Raw genomic sequence first — 15,569 nt, 5'->3', positions numbered from 1 at the left:
AAATGAGATACAATGAGAAGAAGAGGAGGGAACGATGTGCGTTTTCACAGCAAGCTGATGTTGATTATTTGCTCGCTCCTTTTTGGCGTGATTGTCATACTCGGTACGATGTTTGAACAGATGCTGGCAGGCGTATTGGAGCATGAGATCGGGACGCGCGCACTGCATACCGCCAAGACCGTCGCGCAGATGTCCGAGATCAAACAGGCGTTTGACGCAGAAGATCCTGCCAAGATTATCAATCCAATCGTGGAAAAAATACGTGTGGACACGAATGCGGCATTTATCACCGTAGGAAATTTGCAAAGCATCCGCTATTCACATCCTGATCCAGAGCAGATTGGCAAAAAGATGGTGGGAGGCGACAACGAAGCAGTATTTGAGGGGCAATCCATCATCTCGGAGACCGTCGGTTCGCTTGGCCCCGGACTCAGAGGAAAGACTCCGATCTATGATGAGGAAGGAAAGGTGATGGGGGTCGTTTCTGTCGGATTTTTGTTTGAGGATATAAATGAAACGATCGAATCGTATCGCAATCGAATCTTCGTCATCGGCATCGTCACCTTGCTCTTGGGTGTGGTGGCTACGCTCATTCTTTCACAAAATGTAAAGAAAGCGATATTTGGTTTGGAGCCTGAACAAATCGGGCGATTGTATCAGGAAAATCAAGCTGTACTGGAATCGATTCGCGAAGGCATTGTGGCAGTCAATAAGGAAGGAGCGATCACGCTCGCAAATCAGACCGCGCTCCATATGCTGGGGAAAGCGAAGGATAAAGACAGTATCATGGACAAACAGGACGAGCTGGTTCGTTCGCTGGGCCTTCATGAGGTGATTGAGACAGGGAAAGCCGAATTTGACCGCGAAACAAATGTGGACGGGCATGTATTAGTCGTGAACCGGGTCCCGATTATGGATAAGGAGCGCCATGTTATGGGTGCAGTAGCGAGCTTTCGCAATCGGTCGGAGCTGTTCGAGGTCACACAGGAGCTGTCACGAGTGAAGGAGTATGCGGAAGTCCTTCGTTCCCAGACGCATGAGTATTCCAACAAACTGCATCTCATATCAGGCCTCATCCAGCTTGAATCGTACCAGGAAGCCATTGAAACGATCTCTGCTGAGCTAAATGTGCATGTCCACAATACGACGTTTATTATGCAAGAAGTCCCTGACCCGCTGATAGGTGGCTTGTTGCTCGGGAAGCTGAATCAAGCCAACGAACGCAAAGTGGAATTGAAAATTGATCCGGAAAGTAACTTCCGTGACATTCCTGCCTCGATTGATCGCTCGCAACTGATTGTCATTCTTGGCAATTTGATAGATAATGCGATGGATGCTGTAAAAGCACCAGGCGCTTTTGCACCAGAAATCACGATCTTTTTGCTCAATATGGAAGAGGTCTTGCTCATAGAGGTAGAGGACCGAGGACCAGGCATCTCCGAAGAAAATGCTGAACGAATCTTTGAACTGGGCTTCTCTACCAAACAACAGCAGAATCATGGCTACGGACTGCACTTAGTCAAACATGCTGTTTTACATGTACACGGCAGTATTTCGCATACGGGAAATCCGGTAGGCGGAACGATTTTTACTGTGACGATACCAAAGGATGCACGTACGGCAGAACGGAAGGAGGCCGTTAGAGGTGATACGGGTACTCATTATTGAAGACGACCTGAGAATTGCAGAAGTAAACCGACGCTTCGTGGAAAAAGTAGAGGGTTACCAGGTGATTGGCATTGCTACGAATGGGCAAGAAGCCAAGGACCAAATGGAAATTTTGCAGCCTGATCTTGTGTTGCTCGACATTTATTTTCCGGATATGGACGGCCTCGATTTTTTATCGATCATAAAGGAGCAGTTCCCTACAACAGATGTCATCATGCTCACTGCTGCCAAAGAAGTGGATGCGGTTGTAGAGGCGATCCGCTATGGCGTATTCGATTTTATTACCAAGCCACTTATCTTTGCGCGTCTGCAACAAACGTTACGGAATTATCAGGAGTTCAGGCAAAAGGTAAGCGATTGGAAAAAAGACACCGATCAGATCAGTCAAGCCCAAATCGATGAGCTCATTGCCCGGACTGGCCAAAAGAAGACTACCGAGACAAGGGCAATTAAAGGGATCGACCAAATTACTCTGGACAAGATTTCAGGCTTTCTCATGCAGACACAGGAGGCCACGACCGATTTGGTCAGCAAAGAAACAGGCATTAGCCGTTCAACAGCAAGGCGATACCTAGAATATCTGGTAGCCAAAGGAGACGCCATCGCAGACCTTTCATACGGTGTCGTCGGCCGTCCAGAGCGCGTATACAAGAGCGTCGGGCGGCAAAAAGAATAAAAAACCCTCCACGTCATCAAGTAAGTTCCAAAGCTTACTTAAGAGCGTGGAGGGTTTTTTTATGCATAATAATGATTTCTGTTAAGCATTTAAAAGGTTCCGATGAACCAACGAAAGCTGGCGAGAAGAAAAAGCGCAGGGCTCGTAGACCTTGACAACGCCTACCCAGTCGGAACTTCCAAAAGGGGACCACGCTTGTCGAACACTTCTTCCTTGAGAAACTTCCGCCCATAGGGTGGCTTTGGCTCGACGGTCCCCTTTTGGAAGTGGAGACGGCCAGTGAATCCCCCTGCTGGCGTGTCAGAGTCAAAGAGAACTGTGCTTTTTCTTCTCCTCCCCTATGTTGACTCAAACCAATAGGATTTTAGATTTACTTAATCACACAGCTCGCTTCCACCCGATAAATGCGTTGCCCACGAGAAGAAAAGCGCTCCTCATACTCCGTCATCACATTATCCGCTGCCAGCTTGGACTGGTGCAGGTCAAAGGTGATATTGCGCATCTGGAAGCGCTCCGCAGCGAATTGGTTGAGTGAAAACTCAAAAAGGTTCTCATTATCTGTCTTCATATGAAGCTCACCGTCTGCCACAAGCACCTGACGATAGGTGTTCAAGAAGCTTTTGTAAGTAAGACGGCGTTTCGCATGACGGGTTTTTGGCCACGGATCACTAAAGTTCAGATAGATGCGAGAAATTTCGTGATCGGCAAACAACTCGGTCAACTTGGAAGCGTCGAACTGGACAAAAGCCAGATTCGGAACAGCTTTGTACTCCGTACGCTGGACAGCGCGCAGAACGACCTCCGCCTTCAGTTCAACCGCAATGAAATTGATGTCAGGGTGACGCTCGGCCAATGTATTAATGAAACGTCCTTTTCCGCAGCCGATCTCCACGTGAATCGGATTGTTATTCCCGAAGCGTTCCTTCCAATTTCCTTTATAGGAAAGGGGATTGTCTACGAACGTCGGATATTCTCTCAGGGCCGCTTCGGCACCTGGAATGTTACGCAGTCGCATATGTGCCTCCTTCAAAACGAACTCCTATCTACTTTACGATGACTCCCTGCTAGTTGCAAGTAGAGAGAGAAGAAAGGGAAGCGAGATTCCAAATGCAGATTACGTGAAAAGGGAGGCAAAAGGGGATTTTTGTAAATGGATCTAGGACAAAAGTCGCATGGAACGCGGGTTTTAACAAATGGGGGCTGGATAAATTTTGCCAATTTGCGAGGGACATTCTGGTAAGGAAATAGACTGAAAATTTGAGGAATGCCTGTTAAATCAAGCGTGAAGGCGTCAAGCGGTAATCGTATCCAGTTGGAAAAATAGTTTTTGGTAAGTTTTTGGTAATTTCATAGAGTGTGAGCTTTGGTAAAGTAGAGAACAAGTGAGAGGTCAGCCAAACTTTGCATAAAATGGTCCCTTGTTGAGCAGGGATCTTTTTTCAAAAGAAAAGGGAGGATGAACAGCATGAAATTACAAAAAGCCCTCATAGGAATCGTAATGGGAGTAGCATTGGGAGTCACAACGATTGTCGCTCCACTGCCGGGAGAGCAAAATGTAGCCGAGGCAGCGTGGACGCAATCCAAGGCGGACAAGGTCATTGCCACGGGAAGAAAGTATATGGGTACTCCTTATAAATTCGGTGCGAGCAGTAATACCACAGCCGTATTTGATTGCTCTTCCTTTACAAAGCGCGTTTTTAAAGTCGCAGTCGGCAAGAGCTTGCCACGCACTTCTCGCGATCAAGCCAAGGTAGGAACGAGTGTGTCCAAGTCGAACTTGAAAAAAGGAGACCTGGTGTTCTTCAAGGCGAGTACAACGACGACGTCCAAACGGATTACACACGTGGCGATTTATGCAGGCAACAACAAACTCTTACATACATATGGAAAACCGGGAGTGACGTATTCGACCTTTAAGGGTACGACCTGGGAGAAACGCTTCGTTTCGGCACGGCGAGTCTTGTAAACTACTCGTCTGGCTCTCTACTTACTAATACGTCTCGCACGCGGTAAAGTTGCGATGAGTGAACAGGAAAGTCTTGTAAATACGAAAGAAAAGGGATGATCCATTGCAGATCATCCCTTTTTGCTTTCGCGCAAAACGCAATCGGATCTCTTTGCAGGCCGTGCGTACTTTTGCCGCCAATAAAAGAAACAGGAAGCAATGAAGAGAGGGATGGAGGCAAGCAGCATAACCTCCTTGGCCGTTAGTCCGCATGCGATCAAAAGACTCGTCAGCGCCTGTGAAATCGGCTGCAAACCAAGAGAGGAAAGCGAGACCAAACTCATGACTTTCCCCAACGAGGCTTGTGGTACCTTTTCCTGCACAAGAGAGAGAATCGGAATATTAATGAGAGAAAACGTGACGCCGAGCGTAAATAGAATAAGCAAGCTGAGCCAGAACTGTTGAGTGAGACTAAAAGCAAAGAAGACAAGCGCTTGCATCATCATGAAAAGAAAGGTGATCTGCAACCTGTTTTGACCCAGTGTCGTGAGTGCGAGCACGATTGCCCCGGCAAGCATGCCAAAAGCGAGTGCCCCTTCCAAAAAGCTGTACTGTAGGGTAGAACCAGCTAACACCTGATCTACAAAAATCGGCAAACCGATGTATAAGGGGCCCATCAAAAATACGTTCAGGCAGATGATGGAGGTCAATAGCAAGGGAAGGAAATCCGATTGTTTGACATAACAGAAGCTTTCCTGTATAGATTCCTTGAGCCTTTGCTGTGGCTTGGAAAGAACAGCTTGTTCCTGTTTCGGCATGCACCATGCAGATACACTTGCAACGAGAAGAAGTAACCCCACAAAGCCGTATAAAACGGGGTAACTTCCCCACTCAATCACAAAACCGGCAAGAACAGGACCGAGCAGCTGTGAGGTTTGGCTTGTCGTTTGCAGCACAGAATTCGCACGCAAAAGGGAAGAAGAGGGTACGATTGACGGTATGAACGAATTTTGAGCGGGCCAATAAAAGGCATCAATGGTACCGAAGAAGAAAGCGAAACAAACAAACAGGGCAAGCGAGGAATACCCCCACAAGATGATTCCTCCAAGCAACAGCATCAAAAATGCTTTCAACATGCTCGTGATTGACAGGATGCTCTTTTTGCTCATCCGATCAGCGAGCGTTCCGCCTATCAGCATGAAGACGATCCTGGGAATGGTTGCCGCCATAAATACGATGCCTAATGAGGCCTCCTGAGATAAAACCTGGATGATATACCAAGTTTGCGAGAAAAGAAAGAGTGAGATACTGAGTCCGGAACAAAGGGCGGACATCCAAAGAAGGGTAAAAGGTTTCGAAAACAAGCGGGATGTATCTGCCGACGGAAGGTTAGTTTGCTTGGGGACAGCTTCCATGAAAATTCACTCTCCTTAATATTAACCGGTTAAAAAATATTAACCATGTGTCCGAAAGAAAAACCTACTCGAATAGGTTTTTCATATACTTGCCTGTCCATCCTTTTTGAATAACGGTTCATCAATTTGAAATCCCGTAATCATTAGGTAGTAATCTTGCTGCGAAGAGGGGTCATCCAGGGAGCTTTGCTGCAATTCGTGGAGTAGGCTCCGGTATTTTTGCAAAAAGGACACAAACGCCTTCTCGCTGACTCTGACTTCAGACTGTAGGGAGATGCGCGGCCATTTCTCGACTTCCGTTGACGTCAGTGCAAAGGCTTCTTCAGGAGCACTGAGCGCTCTTGTTTTCGCCCGTTGCAACACTTCGACATAGGATTGTCTGGTAGCCTCCTTCGACTCCGTATACGTGAGCAGATGATCAGCAGGTATGAAGCCTCTTGCCACCGCCTGATAGTACTTGAGAATGTTGCCGCCCTTTTCTTCCTTTTTAACCAACTGGATGATGCCATGCTTCTCCAGCTCACGCAGGTGGTACAGAATCTTCGCACGGGACAGTCCAAAAAGCTGGGAAAGCTGTTGCCCTGTGTGCGGCTTTTCCACCAGACGCATCAGCATTTTTGTGCGTAACGGGTCACTGATCACTTTTAGCTGATCATAGTTTTCGATGATAAAAATCGACTTTTGCTCCAATATTCATCACAATCCTTTTAACCAGTTAAAATTTATTAACTTGATTGTATGAGGGAATAGATGGAAAAGTCAATACAAAAACCCTTCCTGAGTGACGGTGATTCACAAAGGAAGGGTTTTGCCTTTACTTGCAACACTAGATTTTCAAAATACCACCCATGCTCGCATTCGTTACCAGCTTGGAGTAACGAGCCAGATAGCCTGTTTTTACTTTTGGCTCGAATTCTTTCCAGTCTTCTTTGCGGCGAGCCAGCTCGGCTTCATCCACGTGTAGCTCGATCGTGCGCTCCTCGAGGTCAATCGAGATGATATCTCCGTCCTGTACGAAGGCAATTGGACCGCCTTCTGCGGCTTCTGGAGACACGTGGCCGATACTGATCCCGCGAGATGCACCGGAGAAGCGTCCGTCTGTAACGAGAGCGACTTCTTTACCGAGGCCCATACCCACGATTTGTGAGGTAGGAGCTAGCATTTCTGGCATACCTGGGCCGCCTTTAGGTCCCTCGTAGCGGATGACGACAACATGACCGGATTTGATTTTGCCAGCAGCGATTCCTGCCAGAGCCTCCTCTTGGGAGTCGAAGCAGATGGCTGGACCTTCGTGCTTTTTAATAGAAGGATCGACACCGCCTGTTTTGATGATCGAGCCTTGCTCCGCCAGGTTGCCGAACAGAACAGCGAGACCGCCAGAAGCGCTGTACGGGTTGTCCAGACGACGAATGACTTGATCATTTTTGATTTCGGCGTCAGCGATGTTTTCGCCAAGGGTTTTGCCCGTGACAGTGATACGGTCTGGATGGATCGCGCCTGCTTTTTTCGCGATTTCTTTCAAAACTGCTGATACGCCGCCTGCCTCGTGGCAATCCTCGATATGATAGTCGGAGGAAGGCGCCAGCTTGCAAATATGTGGAATGCGCTTCGCTACTTCGTTGATGCGCTCGATCGGGTATTCGATGCCTGCTTCTTGTGCGATAGCCAGTGTATGGAGAACGGTATTGGTTGACCCACCCATCGCCATGTCAAGTGCGAATGCATCGTCGATTGCCTCGAGTGTCACGATGTCGCGTGGCTTAATGTCGCGTTCAATCAGATTTTTCAGTTTTTCAGCAGATGATTGCACCAGCTCGCGACGTTCAGGAGAGACAGCGAGTACGGTACCGTTGCCAGGCAGAGCCAAACCGATGGCTTCAAGCAGACAGTTCATCGAGTTTGCTGTAAACATACCGGAACAGGAACCGCAAGTCGGGCATCCATATTGCTCCAGCTCTTCGAGTTGCTGGTCGTTGATCAAGCCTGCTTGGTGAGCTCCGACACCCTCGAATACGGAGGAAAGTGAGATGGAGCGGCCATCACTCGTTTTTCCGGCTTTCATAGGACCACCGGTTACAAAGACGGTTGGAATGTTGACACGAAGTGCACCCATGATCATCCCAGGCGTGATCTTGTCACAGTTCGGAATACAGATCATGCCGTCAAACCAGTGAGCAGCAACAACGGTTTCCAAGCTGTCTGCGATGATCTCGCGGCTCGGGAGGGAGTAGCGCATCCCGATATGTCCCATAGCGATTCCGTCGTCAACACCAATCGTATTGAATTCGAATGGAACCATGCCAGCAGCACGAACGGCTTCTTTGACCAGCTTTCCAAACTCCTGCAAGTGCACGTGACCTGGAATAATGTCGATGTACGAGTTGCAAATGGCGATAAACGGTTTATCGAAATCCTCATCCTTTACACCTGCTGCACGGAGCAAGCTGCGGTGTGGTGCGCGGTCGAATCCTTTTTTGATCATGTCACTTCGTTGTCTGGCCAATTTGAAAAACTCCCTTCCAATGCGGAAATGCCTGTCTTATATTTTGAACTATCTTATCAATTTTTAATAACAGAAACAACTGTAAAAGTCTGAACATTTGCTCAGTCTCGAATGATTCGGACAGCTGCTCTCGATTGCCATAAGCTTAGGAATCATAGCGAAATCAGCTTGTTTGGGATAAAATAGAAGAATCGATTCTATTTCGGTTGGAGTGAACAAAATGTTAGATGAATTAAAAAACATCTGGTCGGACGGGAATGAAGAGGAGCGCCGTATTCTCGAGCTGGCTGTTGCTGCCATTCATCAAAAGCGGGAACGGAATAGCGCGTTTATCTCTGGATTTCTTGGGTTAAAGGGAGAATTCATAGACGAAGAAAGACAGTCGTATCGCTTCGAATTGCCTCTGACCCCTTTTATGCACAATTCAGGGCGAGTTGTTCATGGAGGAATTCTCGCGACCTTGATCGATTCAACGATGGGCTCCTTGATCAATCGGTCCTTGCCACCCAATCAGTATGCAGTGACGACAGAGCTAAAGATCAATTATTTGCTTCCGGGAATCGGGGAGCGGCTTCGCGCGGAGGCGAGCTTTTTACACCGCGGAAACACGCTGGTCGTCATGGAGGGTAGTGTTTACGATGATCGGGATAGGCGGATCGCCCACGGTACAGGAACGTTCATTGTGCTATCCAAAAATGATCGGAAATAAAAAACCCTTGCTCTACACCAAACAGGTGAGAACGAGGGTTGACGGTGCTATTTGATGATAACAAGACCGCTGTATTCCGAAATATACGTGAGCATTTTGGTGGAAAGCGGCACGATAAACTCCATGTCTTCTTTTTCGACGATACCGGACCGCGAAACAATCCGCGCCCACTTGACGGTCAGCTTGTAGTAATCGGAACCAAACGAGGCGTGAACCGTTTCACTCTGATGCCGAAACGTGACAGGGCTAGCGTCCAGCTTCAGCGGAACCATGCTGATGATATCCTGCAAAAACAAATGGTAGGTCATGTGTGGCTTGAAAAAAACGAGCTCCTTTGTGGTGACAGAGAAGCCGTAGCTATTGTTCATTTGGGTGAATTTGAGTTCACCTTCCATATTTTTCAGCCGAATGAAGTCGGTGTTCATGTTTATCCCCCCTCCTTCGGGTGTCTTTCTATATTAGTAATGTTTCCTAGGCAAGTGCAAGTGGAAGGTTGTTCAAAAAAGTGTTCCAAACGTAATAAAGGAGCGAAATGTCATGATCGAAATTGCAAAAGAAGCAGCAAGTGTCGCGGGAGCGTTTTTGAAGGAACGTTTTCTCGAACAGCTCGTGCCCGATGAGGAATTGCATAACGACGTGAAGCTGCCAGAGGATAAAGGCAGTGAACAGCGCATTATTGAGGTACTGCATCGCCACTTCCCGACACATACCATTTTTTCAGAAGAGGTCGGAATGGTTTCCCGCGAGGAAGAGTATCTGTGGATTATCGATCCTTTAGATGGAACGAATAACTATTTTATCGGCTACCCGTATTTCTCGATCTCGATTGCGTTGCAGCACAAGGGCGAGCTGGTGCTAGGCGTCGTCTACAATCCGGTAGCGGGTCAAATGTTTTGGGCGGAGAAAGGAAAAGGAGCCTATTTGAACGGAAAACGATTGAATGTCAATCACCGCCAAGACCTCACTCGTGCAGTCGGTACATACATCCGTGGACGCGACACGGTAACGAAGGAAGAAGAGATGGCGTTTACGGAACCGTTTGTATTCCAGACCAAGCGTCTCATGCGAAATATTGCGCCTGCACTGGACTGGTGCTTGTTGGCAAACGGATGGCTCGATTATATCGTGATGCAACGATCCAATATTATGGATGTGGCCGCCGGAATTGTCATCGCCAAGGAGGCGGGTGCAACGATTACGAACTGGTCTGGAAAACCGTATCAGCATGAGCCATTCCAGCAAGATCACACTCCTTCATTAGTGGCGAGCAACGGACCTTTGCATGAAACGATTCGCAGTATGATTCGACAGTAACGGGTACAAAAGAAGCAGGACTAATGTAGCGGTTTATGGCTCTGCTGGATTTCTTTTCATTTATTGGCAACCAAATGTTTCAGCGCACGTATAAAATTGTTGCGAATGATTTGCTATTCTGTGATAGGTAAAAGAGGTGAGAAAAATGGCACGAATGGAATATCGGCTGCTGGATGAGGCGAGAGGATACCCTATTCAGTTTTACTACGACAACGTGAACAAAGATGAGGTCTCCTTGCGTTTCGCTTGCGATTATTTGGTGAAGGGGCATGTCGTTTATGAAAAGACGTCCTGTGCAATCGAGAACGGCACGTATGTCATTTACGTCAAGCGCTCAACAGAAGAGCAGGCTGTCGATTACGCGGAGGCTGTGACTGCACGCTGGGGCAGCATCCAGATCGAAATGCGTGAATATCAAGAAAATGCAAGCGTTTATCCGCTCGTACACACGTTTTACTTCAAGGACGATGACGATGCTCTCTTGCATTTGCAAAGCGACTATTTGTACGTGAATGGACGCGAATGGGAGAAGACATCAGCCGAGGTGGATGAAGATCGGCAGGTTTATGTTTACTACGCGAAGCCAGTGTAGGAGGAAGAAAAATGGCACAAACGAAATCGAAGAAAGTAGTCGGTCTGTTCGTCGCAGCCGCACTTGCGATCAGCGGTTGTTCTTCCGGGGATGACTATGATGATGATTGCTACGATAACGACAATGACGGCTATTGTGACGATAGCAGCAGCAGTGGAGGTTCGAGCTCTACTTACAGGTCTTATAAGGGCAAATCCGGAGTATCGAGTGGGATAAGCACGAGCAGCTCCAAGGGCGGTATCGGCAGCTCGGGCTATTCCAGCTCCGGGTGAGGTGAGGGAAGTGGAAGACCATAACCGACGAGAACGAGAGGCACTGTATGGCCCGATGCGGGAAGAGGGCGTTTTTACCTGGGATTGGATGTATGGCGAGGAGTATGCGCTTTATGATATCCACCTGATCCCTTCCTCCTTTCGTGAGGAAATCAAGAAGGCAACCGAGCGGCTTGGGCAAATCTTTACAAAGGTCGTCCCGGTATTGCAGCGAGCAGAGGACTCCCTGTTGTTGGAACTAGGAGTGCCAAAGCAGGCATTGCAGGCAGTCAGGGTCGTCGTTTCCCAAACAGTGCCGACTGTGATAGGACGCTTTGATTTTGCCCAGACGACACAAGGTTTGAAGATGCTTGAGTGCAACAGCGATACCCCTACAGGAATCGTCGAGGCTTTTTATGTGAACGGTCGTGCTTGTCGTCATTTCCTGCGTGAGGACCCGAATGAAGGGATGGAGCAGCAGTTGCGTTCAGCGTTCAGCAAGGTAATCGACGCATATCGGGCGCAGGGCTATGACACGGATTCTGTCTGGTTTAGCTCGCTTGACTGGCATGAGGAAGACAAGGGAACGACCCTGTACTTACTGAACCAATCGGGTCTTTCTGCCCGGTTTGCCGCTTTGGAGCATTTGCGTGTTTGGCAAGATCGTCTCTATGTAAAGGAGAAAGAGGAGCTACTGCCAGTTGATGTGCTGTACCGTCTGCATGCTTTGGAAAAGCTGGCGGTAGAACAGGATGAAGATGGCTACCCGACTGGTGAGCATGTGCTTTCGTTGATTGCCCGCAAAAAGCTGGCCATTATTAATCCTCCTTCTGCGTTTCTCATTCAGACGAAGGCTTTGCAGGCGCTCATCTGGAACTTGCATGAGGCGAATGAATTTTTCACTGAAGAGGAACACGCGATCATCGAAGCTTACATGCTGCCGACTTATTTTGAAAATCGATTTGCAGGCAGGGAGGACTACGTCACGAAGCCGATTTTTGGACGGGAAGGTGGCGGTGTCATGCTGTTTGCATCAGATGGTACGCTGCAAGAGAAGGATCAGGAAGAGTTTTACTGGGAGCAGCCGATGGTTTATCAGAAACGGGTGGAGCTTCCAGAGATAACGGTTCAGACGATGAAGGGAGCTTATGCTGGACGGCTGCTCTGGGGGTCCTTTTGGATCGGCACTGAGGCATCAGCAATTGTAGCCCGTGTCGGGGGACCGATTACAAACAACCTGTCATATTATTTGCCGGTCGGCATAGACAAGTAGCGAAAGGAGAGGACAACTTACATGTTGGGACAATTGGATTACGTATTAAACTTTTTAGCGTATTTGGCAGTGACCATTCCGATATTGGCTGTGGGGATTTTTGTATTTACGATTACGACTCCTTACAAGGAGTTTGATCTGATCAAGCAGGGAGCACAGACTGATGATCCGAAGAAAATGGCAGCGGCAAAAGCAGCCTCGCACGATTTGGGAGGGAAAATCATCGGTTTGGCAATCGTCCTCGCTTCGGCTGTATACCACTCCGTTAACTTGTGGGATTTGGTCATCTGGGGTATTGTAGGAATGGTATTTCAAGTCATCATTTTTTATTTGTTCGAATGGGTCACACCATTTAAAGTCGTGTCTGAAATTCCGAACGGGAACGTATCCGTCGGTATTTTCGCTTCGCGGTTGAGTATTGCTGCGGGCTTGTTGATGGCTGCGCTGATCAGCTACTAAGCATGGAAAGAGGCGTTCACCTTCGAAGTCTGGTGCTCGTGTAGGTTCTCTACATTTGGCTCCTCCCGCTTCAGGTTCTCGCCTCTTTTTCGATGCGGAACAGATCATATTTTGAACAAGCACTTATGAGCACAGGGAGGAGTTTTTTTGTTCTGGCGCGTCATGTATGAGATTTTTATCATTATGCTCGTGATTACGTATGCGATCCTGTTGTTCGCAGACTTCTCTAATCATCCTCTGCTGACTGATGAATTGATGGACAAGGTAGACAATGGGCTGATCATCCTGCTGATTGCCGAGTATCTGTTCCGGCTATGGAGGGCGAAAGACAAGCGAAAATTCGTTTTTGCTAACTGGTTCGATCTGATCGCAATGATTCCATTGGACTCTTATTTGTATTTAGCCAGAATCATGCGCGTGCTTCGGCTGGTGCGCATCGTGCGTGCTTCGCCATTTTTACTGGGAATCATTCGATCAGGCCCGATGCGTCAAGTATTTGGTGTCGTCACGATCATTATGCTGTGGAGCTCGACTGCTATTTATTTGCTCGAATATGGTGTAAACGAGAATATCAAAAGCTTCTCTGATGCGTTGTGGTGGTCGATAGTGACAACCACGACAGTCGGCTACGGTGATATTTCGCCTGTGACGGCAGGTGGAAGGATCATGGCGACGATCTTGATGATAACGGGGATCGGGATGCTGGGAGCTTTGACGGCGAATTTTGCTACGCACTGGACAGAGACACATGAAAGCAAAAGCCAGGATGAGAAAGATCGCTTAACCGAAGAGATCAAAAAGCAGACGATCGCCAATATCCAACAGATCGAAAACTTGACCGAGCGCGAGTATGAGACACTCAAAGAAAGTATGGATTTGCTGTATCGTCGAACGAGGAAAAAGAGTGAGGAATAAGGGGAGAGCTGTCAGGCATTAGGCCTGGCAGCTTTTTTATGTGATTTTTTCGAGAGCGTAATGCTGTACAACAAATTCACGAAAGGTCTGTGCAGCAAGTGACAAGTAGTGCTTTTCATGCCAAACCAAATGAGGAGTCCATTGGCAAACAGGCTCCTCAATATGAAGGAGCGTAAGCGGTGGTAATTCCTTTTTGGCGGCAATTGGTAAAAATGCAACACCAAGGCCAGCTCGTACCAAGCCGCTGATGGCTGCAGGTTCGTCCCCTTCACATACGATATTGGGTCTAAAACCAGCCTCTCGACAGAAATCATCGGTGATCTCACGGAAGCTATACCCCGGTTTTAGACTGATGAACGGATCATTTGCTACTTCGCTGAGGTGGATTCGATGGCGGCCTGCGAGACGATGCGCACTTGGCACTGCCAGTACGATTTCTTCCGTCAATAAGGATAGATTGCAGATTCCCGGCCGATCAATCGAGGAAGAAGTGAGGCAAAAGTCGATTTCCCCTTTTTCGAGCAGTTGAACCTTCAATTCCTCTGTCGTTGCTTGGGTGATGCGAAAGCTGATATGGGGATATAAGGATAGAAAAGGTGCTAGCAATTCAGATACCCGATTCAAGGTTGTCGTAGCCAACAAAACACTTCCACGTTCCAATCCAGCCAGGTCTGAAATTTCGCGTTTTCCATCGTCTAAGGCTCCAAGAGCTATATCCACCTTGTTCAGAAAAGCTTTTCCGAAAACATTCAGGCGGATTTGTCGCCCGACACGATCAAATAACGGTACCCCTAATTCTTCCTCTAAACGTGCGATGGTAACACTGAGAGCTGGTTGGGCTATGCGCAATTCCTTTGCTGCTCTTGTCATATGTTCCGTACGAGCAACTGTTTGAAAATACTTGAGTTGGAGCAATTCCATCTTTTGTTCCCACCTCGCATTGATATATCCAATGTTATTAATATGATAAATAAATATATATTTTTATTTATCAATGATCAACTTTATAATAAAAGCGTAAACGAAAACATTTTAAATGATTAAGTATAAAAATGAGGTGAATGACATCATGGACACCCAAAAATATTTAGACCACATTCAGGCTGAAAGAAAAGGAGAGCGGAATCTCGCCTATTTATCCCATCTCCAAAAACAGCATGCACTCAACGTTCACTTTGAGAATCTCGACATTCTCGCAAAAAAACCTCTATCTTTGCGTGAAGAAGACCTCTATCAAAAAATTGTCCATGCTAAAAAGGGTGGAGTGTGCTACGAGTTAAACGGAATATTTTATTTTCTGCTAAAAGAACTGGGATTTGCGCCTTATCTGATGGCAGGAACAGTCTATGTAGGAAATGGGGTCTGGGCTCTTGAAAACGCCCATTTGTTCAACATCGTACCGCTAGATAACGAGGAATACTTGGTGGATGTAGGCATGGGCGGTAATTCGCCACGACTCCCTGTTCCAATGAGTGGCGGTGAGGTTATTGATAGTGATGGAGTTTACCGCGTATACAAGGATGAGACCCAGTCCCTTTACTATTTGCAAAAGAAGACCGACGAGGAGTGGGAAAATCAATATCGATTTGATACACCTTCCCGTCAATGGAATTTAGAGAACATCCATCCAATCTGTGTTCTAACGGAAACATCTCCTGAATCCATGTTCAACAAGATGTATTTCCTTTCCAGAGTGACGGAAAATGGACGTATCACCTTGTTAGGAAATACGTTAATCATCGTTAACGGCAAAGAGAAAACAAAACAAAAACTGGAAGAACACGAGATTGAGGAGACGGCTCGTCGCTATTTTCAGATCAAGATTTGATAAAAAAATTTAGGAGGACTA

17 protein-coding genes are annotated in these 15,569 nt (G+C 47.4%); 11 read left to right on the top strand and 6 right to left on the bottom strand.

Going from position 1 to position 15,569, the window contains the following annotated elements; translation table 11 throughout:
* Window positions 1-36: 36 nt before the first annotated feature.
* Window positions 37-1,668 carry an ATP-binding protein gene (locus HP568_RS13430; protein WP_483862128.1) on the top strand — a complete coding sequence of 544 codons (1,632 nt, stop codon included), beginning with the start codon at window positions 37-39 and terminating at the stop codon, window positions 1,666-1,668.
* The gene (locus tag HP568_RS13425) at window positions 1,646-2,344 is read left to right on the top strand and encodes a DUF977 family protein (protein ID WP_173629328.1); all 699 of its coding nucleotides are present in this window, start codon (window positions 1,646-1,648) and stop codon (window positions 2,342-2,344) included. Before HP568_RS13430 ends, HP568_RS13425 begins: the two co-directional genes overlap by 23 nt.
* A 370-nt stretch (window positions 2,345-2,714) precedes the next feature.
* On the opposite strand, the gene trmB is transcribed toward HP568_RS13425, so the two are convergent.
* On the bottom strand, window positions 2,715-3,359 hold the full coding sequence (trmB, locus tag HP568_RS13420) for a tRNA (guanosine(46)-N7)-methyltransferase TrmB (protein ID WP_048034100.1): 645 nt from the start codon (window positions 3,357-3,359) through the stop codon (window positions 2,715-2,717).
* Window positions 3,360-3,809: 450 nt separating this feature from the next.
* Between trmB and HP568_RS13415 the strand changes: the two genes are divergently transcribed.
* A complete protein-coding gene (locus HP568_RS13415) occupies window positions 3,810-4,310 on the top strand; it encodes a C40 family peptidase (RefSeq protein WP_173629327.1) in 501 nt (166 codons plus the stop codon).
* Window positions 4,311-4,420: 110 nt separating this feature from the next.
* Here the strand turns inward: HP568_RS13415 and HP568_RS13410 are convergent, their stop codons facing one another.
* The 3 genes from HP568_RS13410 to ilvD form a co-directional block, all read right to left on the bottom strand.
* The gene (locus HP568_RS13410; RefSeq protein ID WP_173629326.1) at window positions 4,421-5,704 is read right to left on the bottom strand and encodes an MFS transporter; all 1,284 of its coding nucleotides are present in this window, start codon (window positions 5,702-5,704) and stop codon (window positions 4,421-4,423) included.
* An 81-nt stretch (window positions 5,705-5,785) separates the two neighbouring features.
* Window positions 5,786-6,394, bottom strand: a complete 609-nt coding sequence (locus HP568_RS13405) for an ArsR/SmtB family transcription factor (RefSeq protein WP_173629325.1) — start codon at window positions 6,392-6,394, stop codon at window positions 5,786-5,788.
* A gap of 136 nt (window positions 6,395-6,530) precedes the next feature.
* Window positions 6,531-8,207 (bottom strand): dihydroxy-acid dehydratase, encoded by a 1,677-nt coding sequence (gene ilvD / locus HP568_RS13400; RefSeq protein WP_173629324.1) that lies wholly within the window; start codon window positions 8,205-8,207, stop codon window positions 6,531-6,533.
* 220 nt (window positions 8,208-8,427) lie between these two features.
* Between ilvD and HP568_RS13395 the strand changes: the two genes are divergently transcribed.
* A complete protein-coding gene (locus tag HP568_RS13395; RefSeq protein WP_048034095.1) occupies window positions 8,428-8,916 on the top strand; it encodes a PaaI family thioesterase in 489 nt (162 codons plus the stop codon).
* 47 nt (window positions 8,917-8,963) lie between these two features.
* Here HP568_RS13395 and HP568_RS13390 read toward each other — a convergent pair whose 3' ends face one another.
* Window positions 8,964-9,341, bottom strand: coding sequence for a hypothetical protein (locus HP568_RS13390; RefSeq protein WP_048034094.1), 378 nt, complete (start codon window positions 9,339-9,341; stop codon window positions 8,964-8,966).
* Window positions 9,342-9,453: 112 nt separating this feature from the next.
* Between HP568_RS13390 and HP568_RS13385 the strand changes: the two genes are divergently transcribed.
* From HP568_RS13385 to HP568_RS13360, 6 genes are all read left to right on the top strand, one after another.
* Window positions 9,454-10,230: an inositol monophosphatase family protein gene (locus HP568_RS13385; protein WP_173629323.1), complete on the top strand. Its 777-nt coding sequence runs from the start codon at window positions 9,454-9,456 to the stop codon at window positions 10,228-10,230.
* A 145-nt stretch (window positions 10,231-10,375) separates the two neighbouring features.
* On the top strand, window positions 10,376-10,822 hold the full coding sequence (locus tag HP568_RS13380) for a hypothetical protein (RefSeq protein WP_173629322.1): 447 nt from the start codon (window positions 10,376-10,378) through the stop codon (window positions 10,820-10,822).
* Window positions 10,823-10,833: 11 nt separating this feature from the next.
* The gene (locus HP568_RS13375) at window positions 10,834-11,094 is read left to right on the top strand and encodes a hypothetical protein (protein ID WP_048034091.1); all 261 of its coding nucleotides are present in this window, start codon (window positions 10,834-10,836) and stop codon (window positions 11,092-11,094) included.
* A 10-nt stretch (window positions 11,095-11,104) separates the two neighbouring features.
* Window positions 11,105-12,346, top strand: a complete 1,242-nt coding sequence (locus HP568_RS13370; RefSeq protein WP_173629321.1) for a glutathionylspermidine synthase family protein — start codon at window positions 11,105-11,107, stop codon at window positions 12,344-12,346.
* A 21-nt stretch (window positions 12,347-12,367) separates the two neighbouring features.
* Window positions 12,368-12,805: a DUF350 domain-containing protein gene (locus HP568_RS13365; RefSeq protein WP_048034089.1), complete on the top strand. Its 438-nt coding sequence runs from the start codon at window positions 12,368-12,370 to the stop codon at window positions 12,803-12,805.
* 147 nt (window positions 12,806-12,952) lie between these two features.
* On the top strand, window positions 12,953-13,720 hold the full coding sequence (locus HP568_RS13360) for a potassium channel family protein (protein ID WP_048034088.1): 768 nt from the start codon (window positions 12,953-12,955) through the stop codon (window positions 13,718-13,720).
* Window positions 13,721-13,756: 36 nt separating this feature from the next.
* On the opposite strand, the gene HP568_RS13355 is transcribed toward HP568_RS13360, so the two are convergent.
* The gene (locus tag HP568_RS13355; RefSeq protein ID WP_173629320.1) at window positions 13,757-14,641 is read right to left on the bottom strand and encodes a LysR family transcriptional regulator; all 885 of its coding nucleotides are present in this window, start codon (window positions 14,639-14,641) and stop codon (window positions 13,757-13,759) included.
* Between the two features lie 148 nt (window positions 14,642-14,789).
* Between HP568_RS13355 and HP568_RS13350 the strand changes: the two genes are divergently transcribed.
* Window positions 14,790-15,548 (top strand): arylamine N-acetyltransferase family protein, encoded by a 759-nt coding sequence (locus HP568_RS13350; RefSeq protein ID WP_173629319.1) that lies wholly within the window; start codon window positions 14,790-14,792, stop codon window positions 15,546-15,548.
* Window positions 15,549-15,569: the final 21 nt, after the last annotated feature.

This window comes from Brevibacillus sp. MS2.2, assembly GCF_013284345.1.
In the GTDB taxonomy this organism is placed as follows: domain Bacteria; phylum Bacillota; class Bacilli; order Brevibacillales; family Brevibacillaceae; genus Brevibacillus; species Brevibacillus brevis_C.
This window is presented reverse-complemented; position numbering and strand designations above follow the sequence as displayed.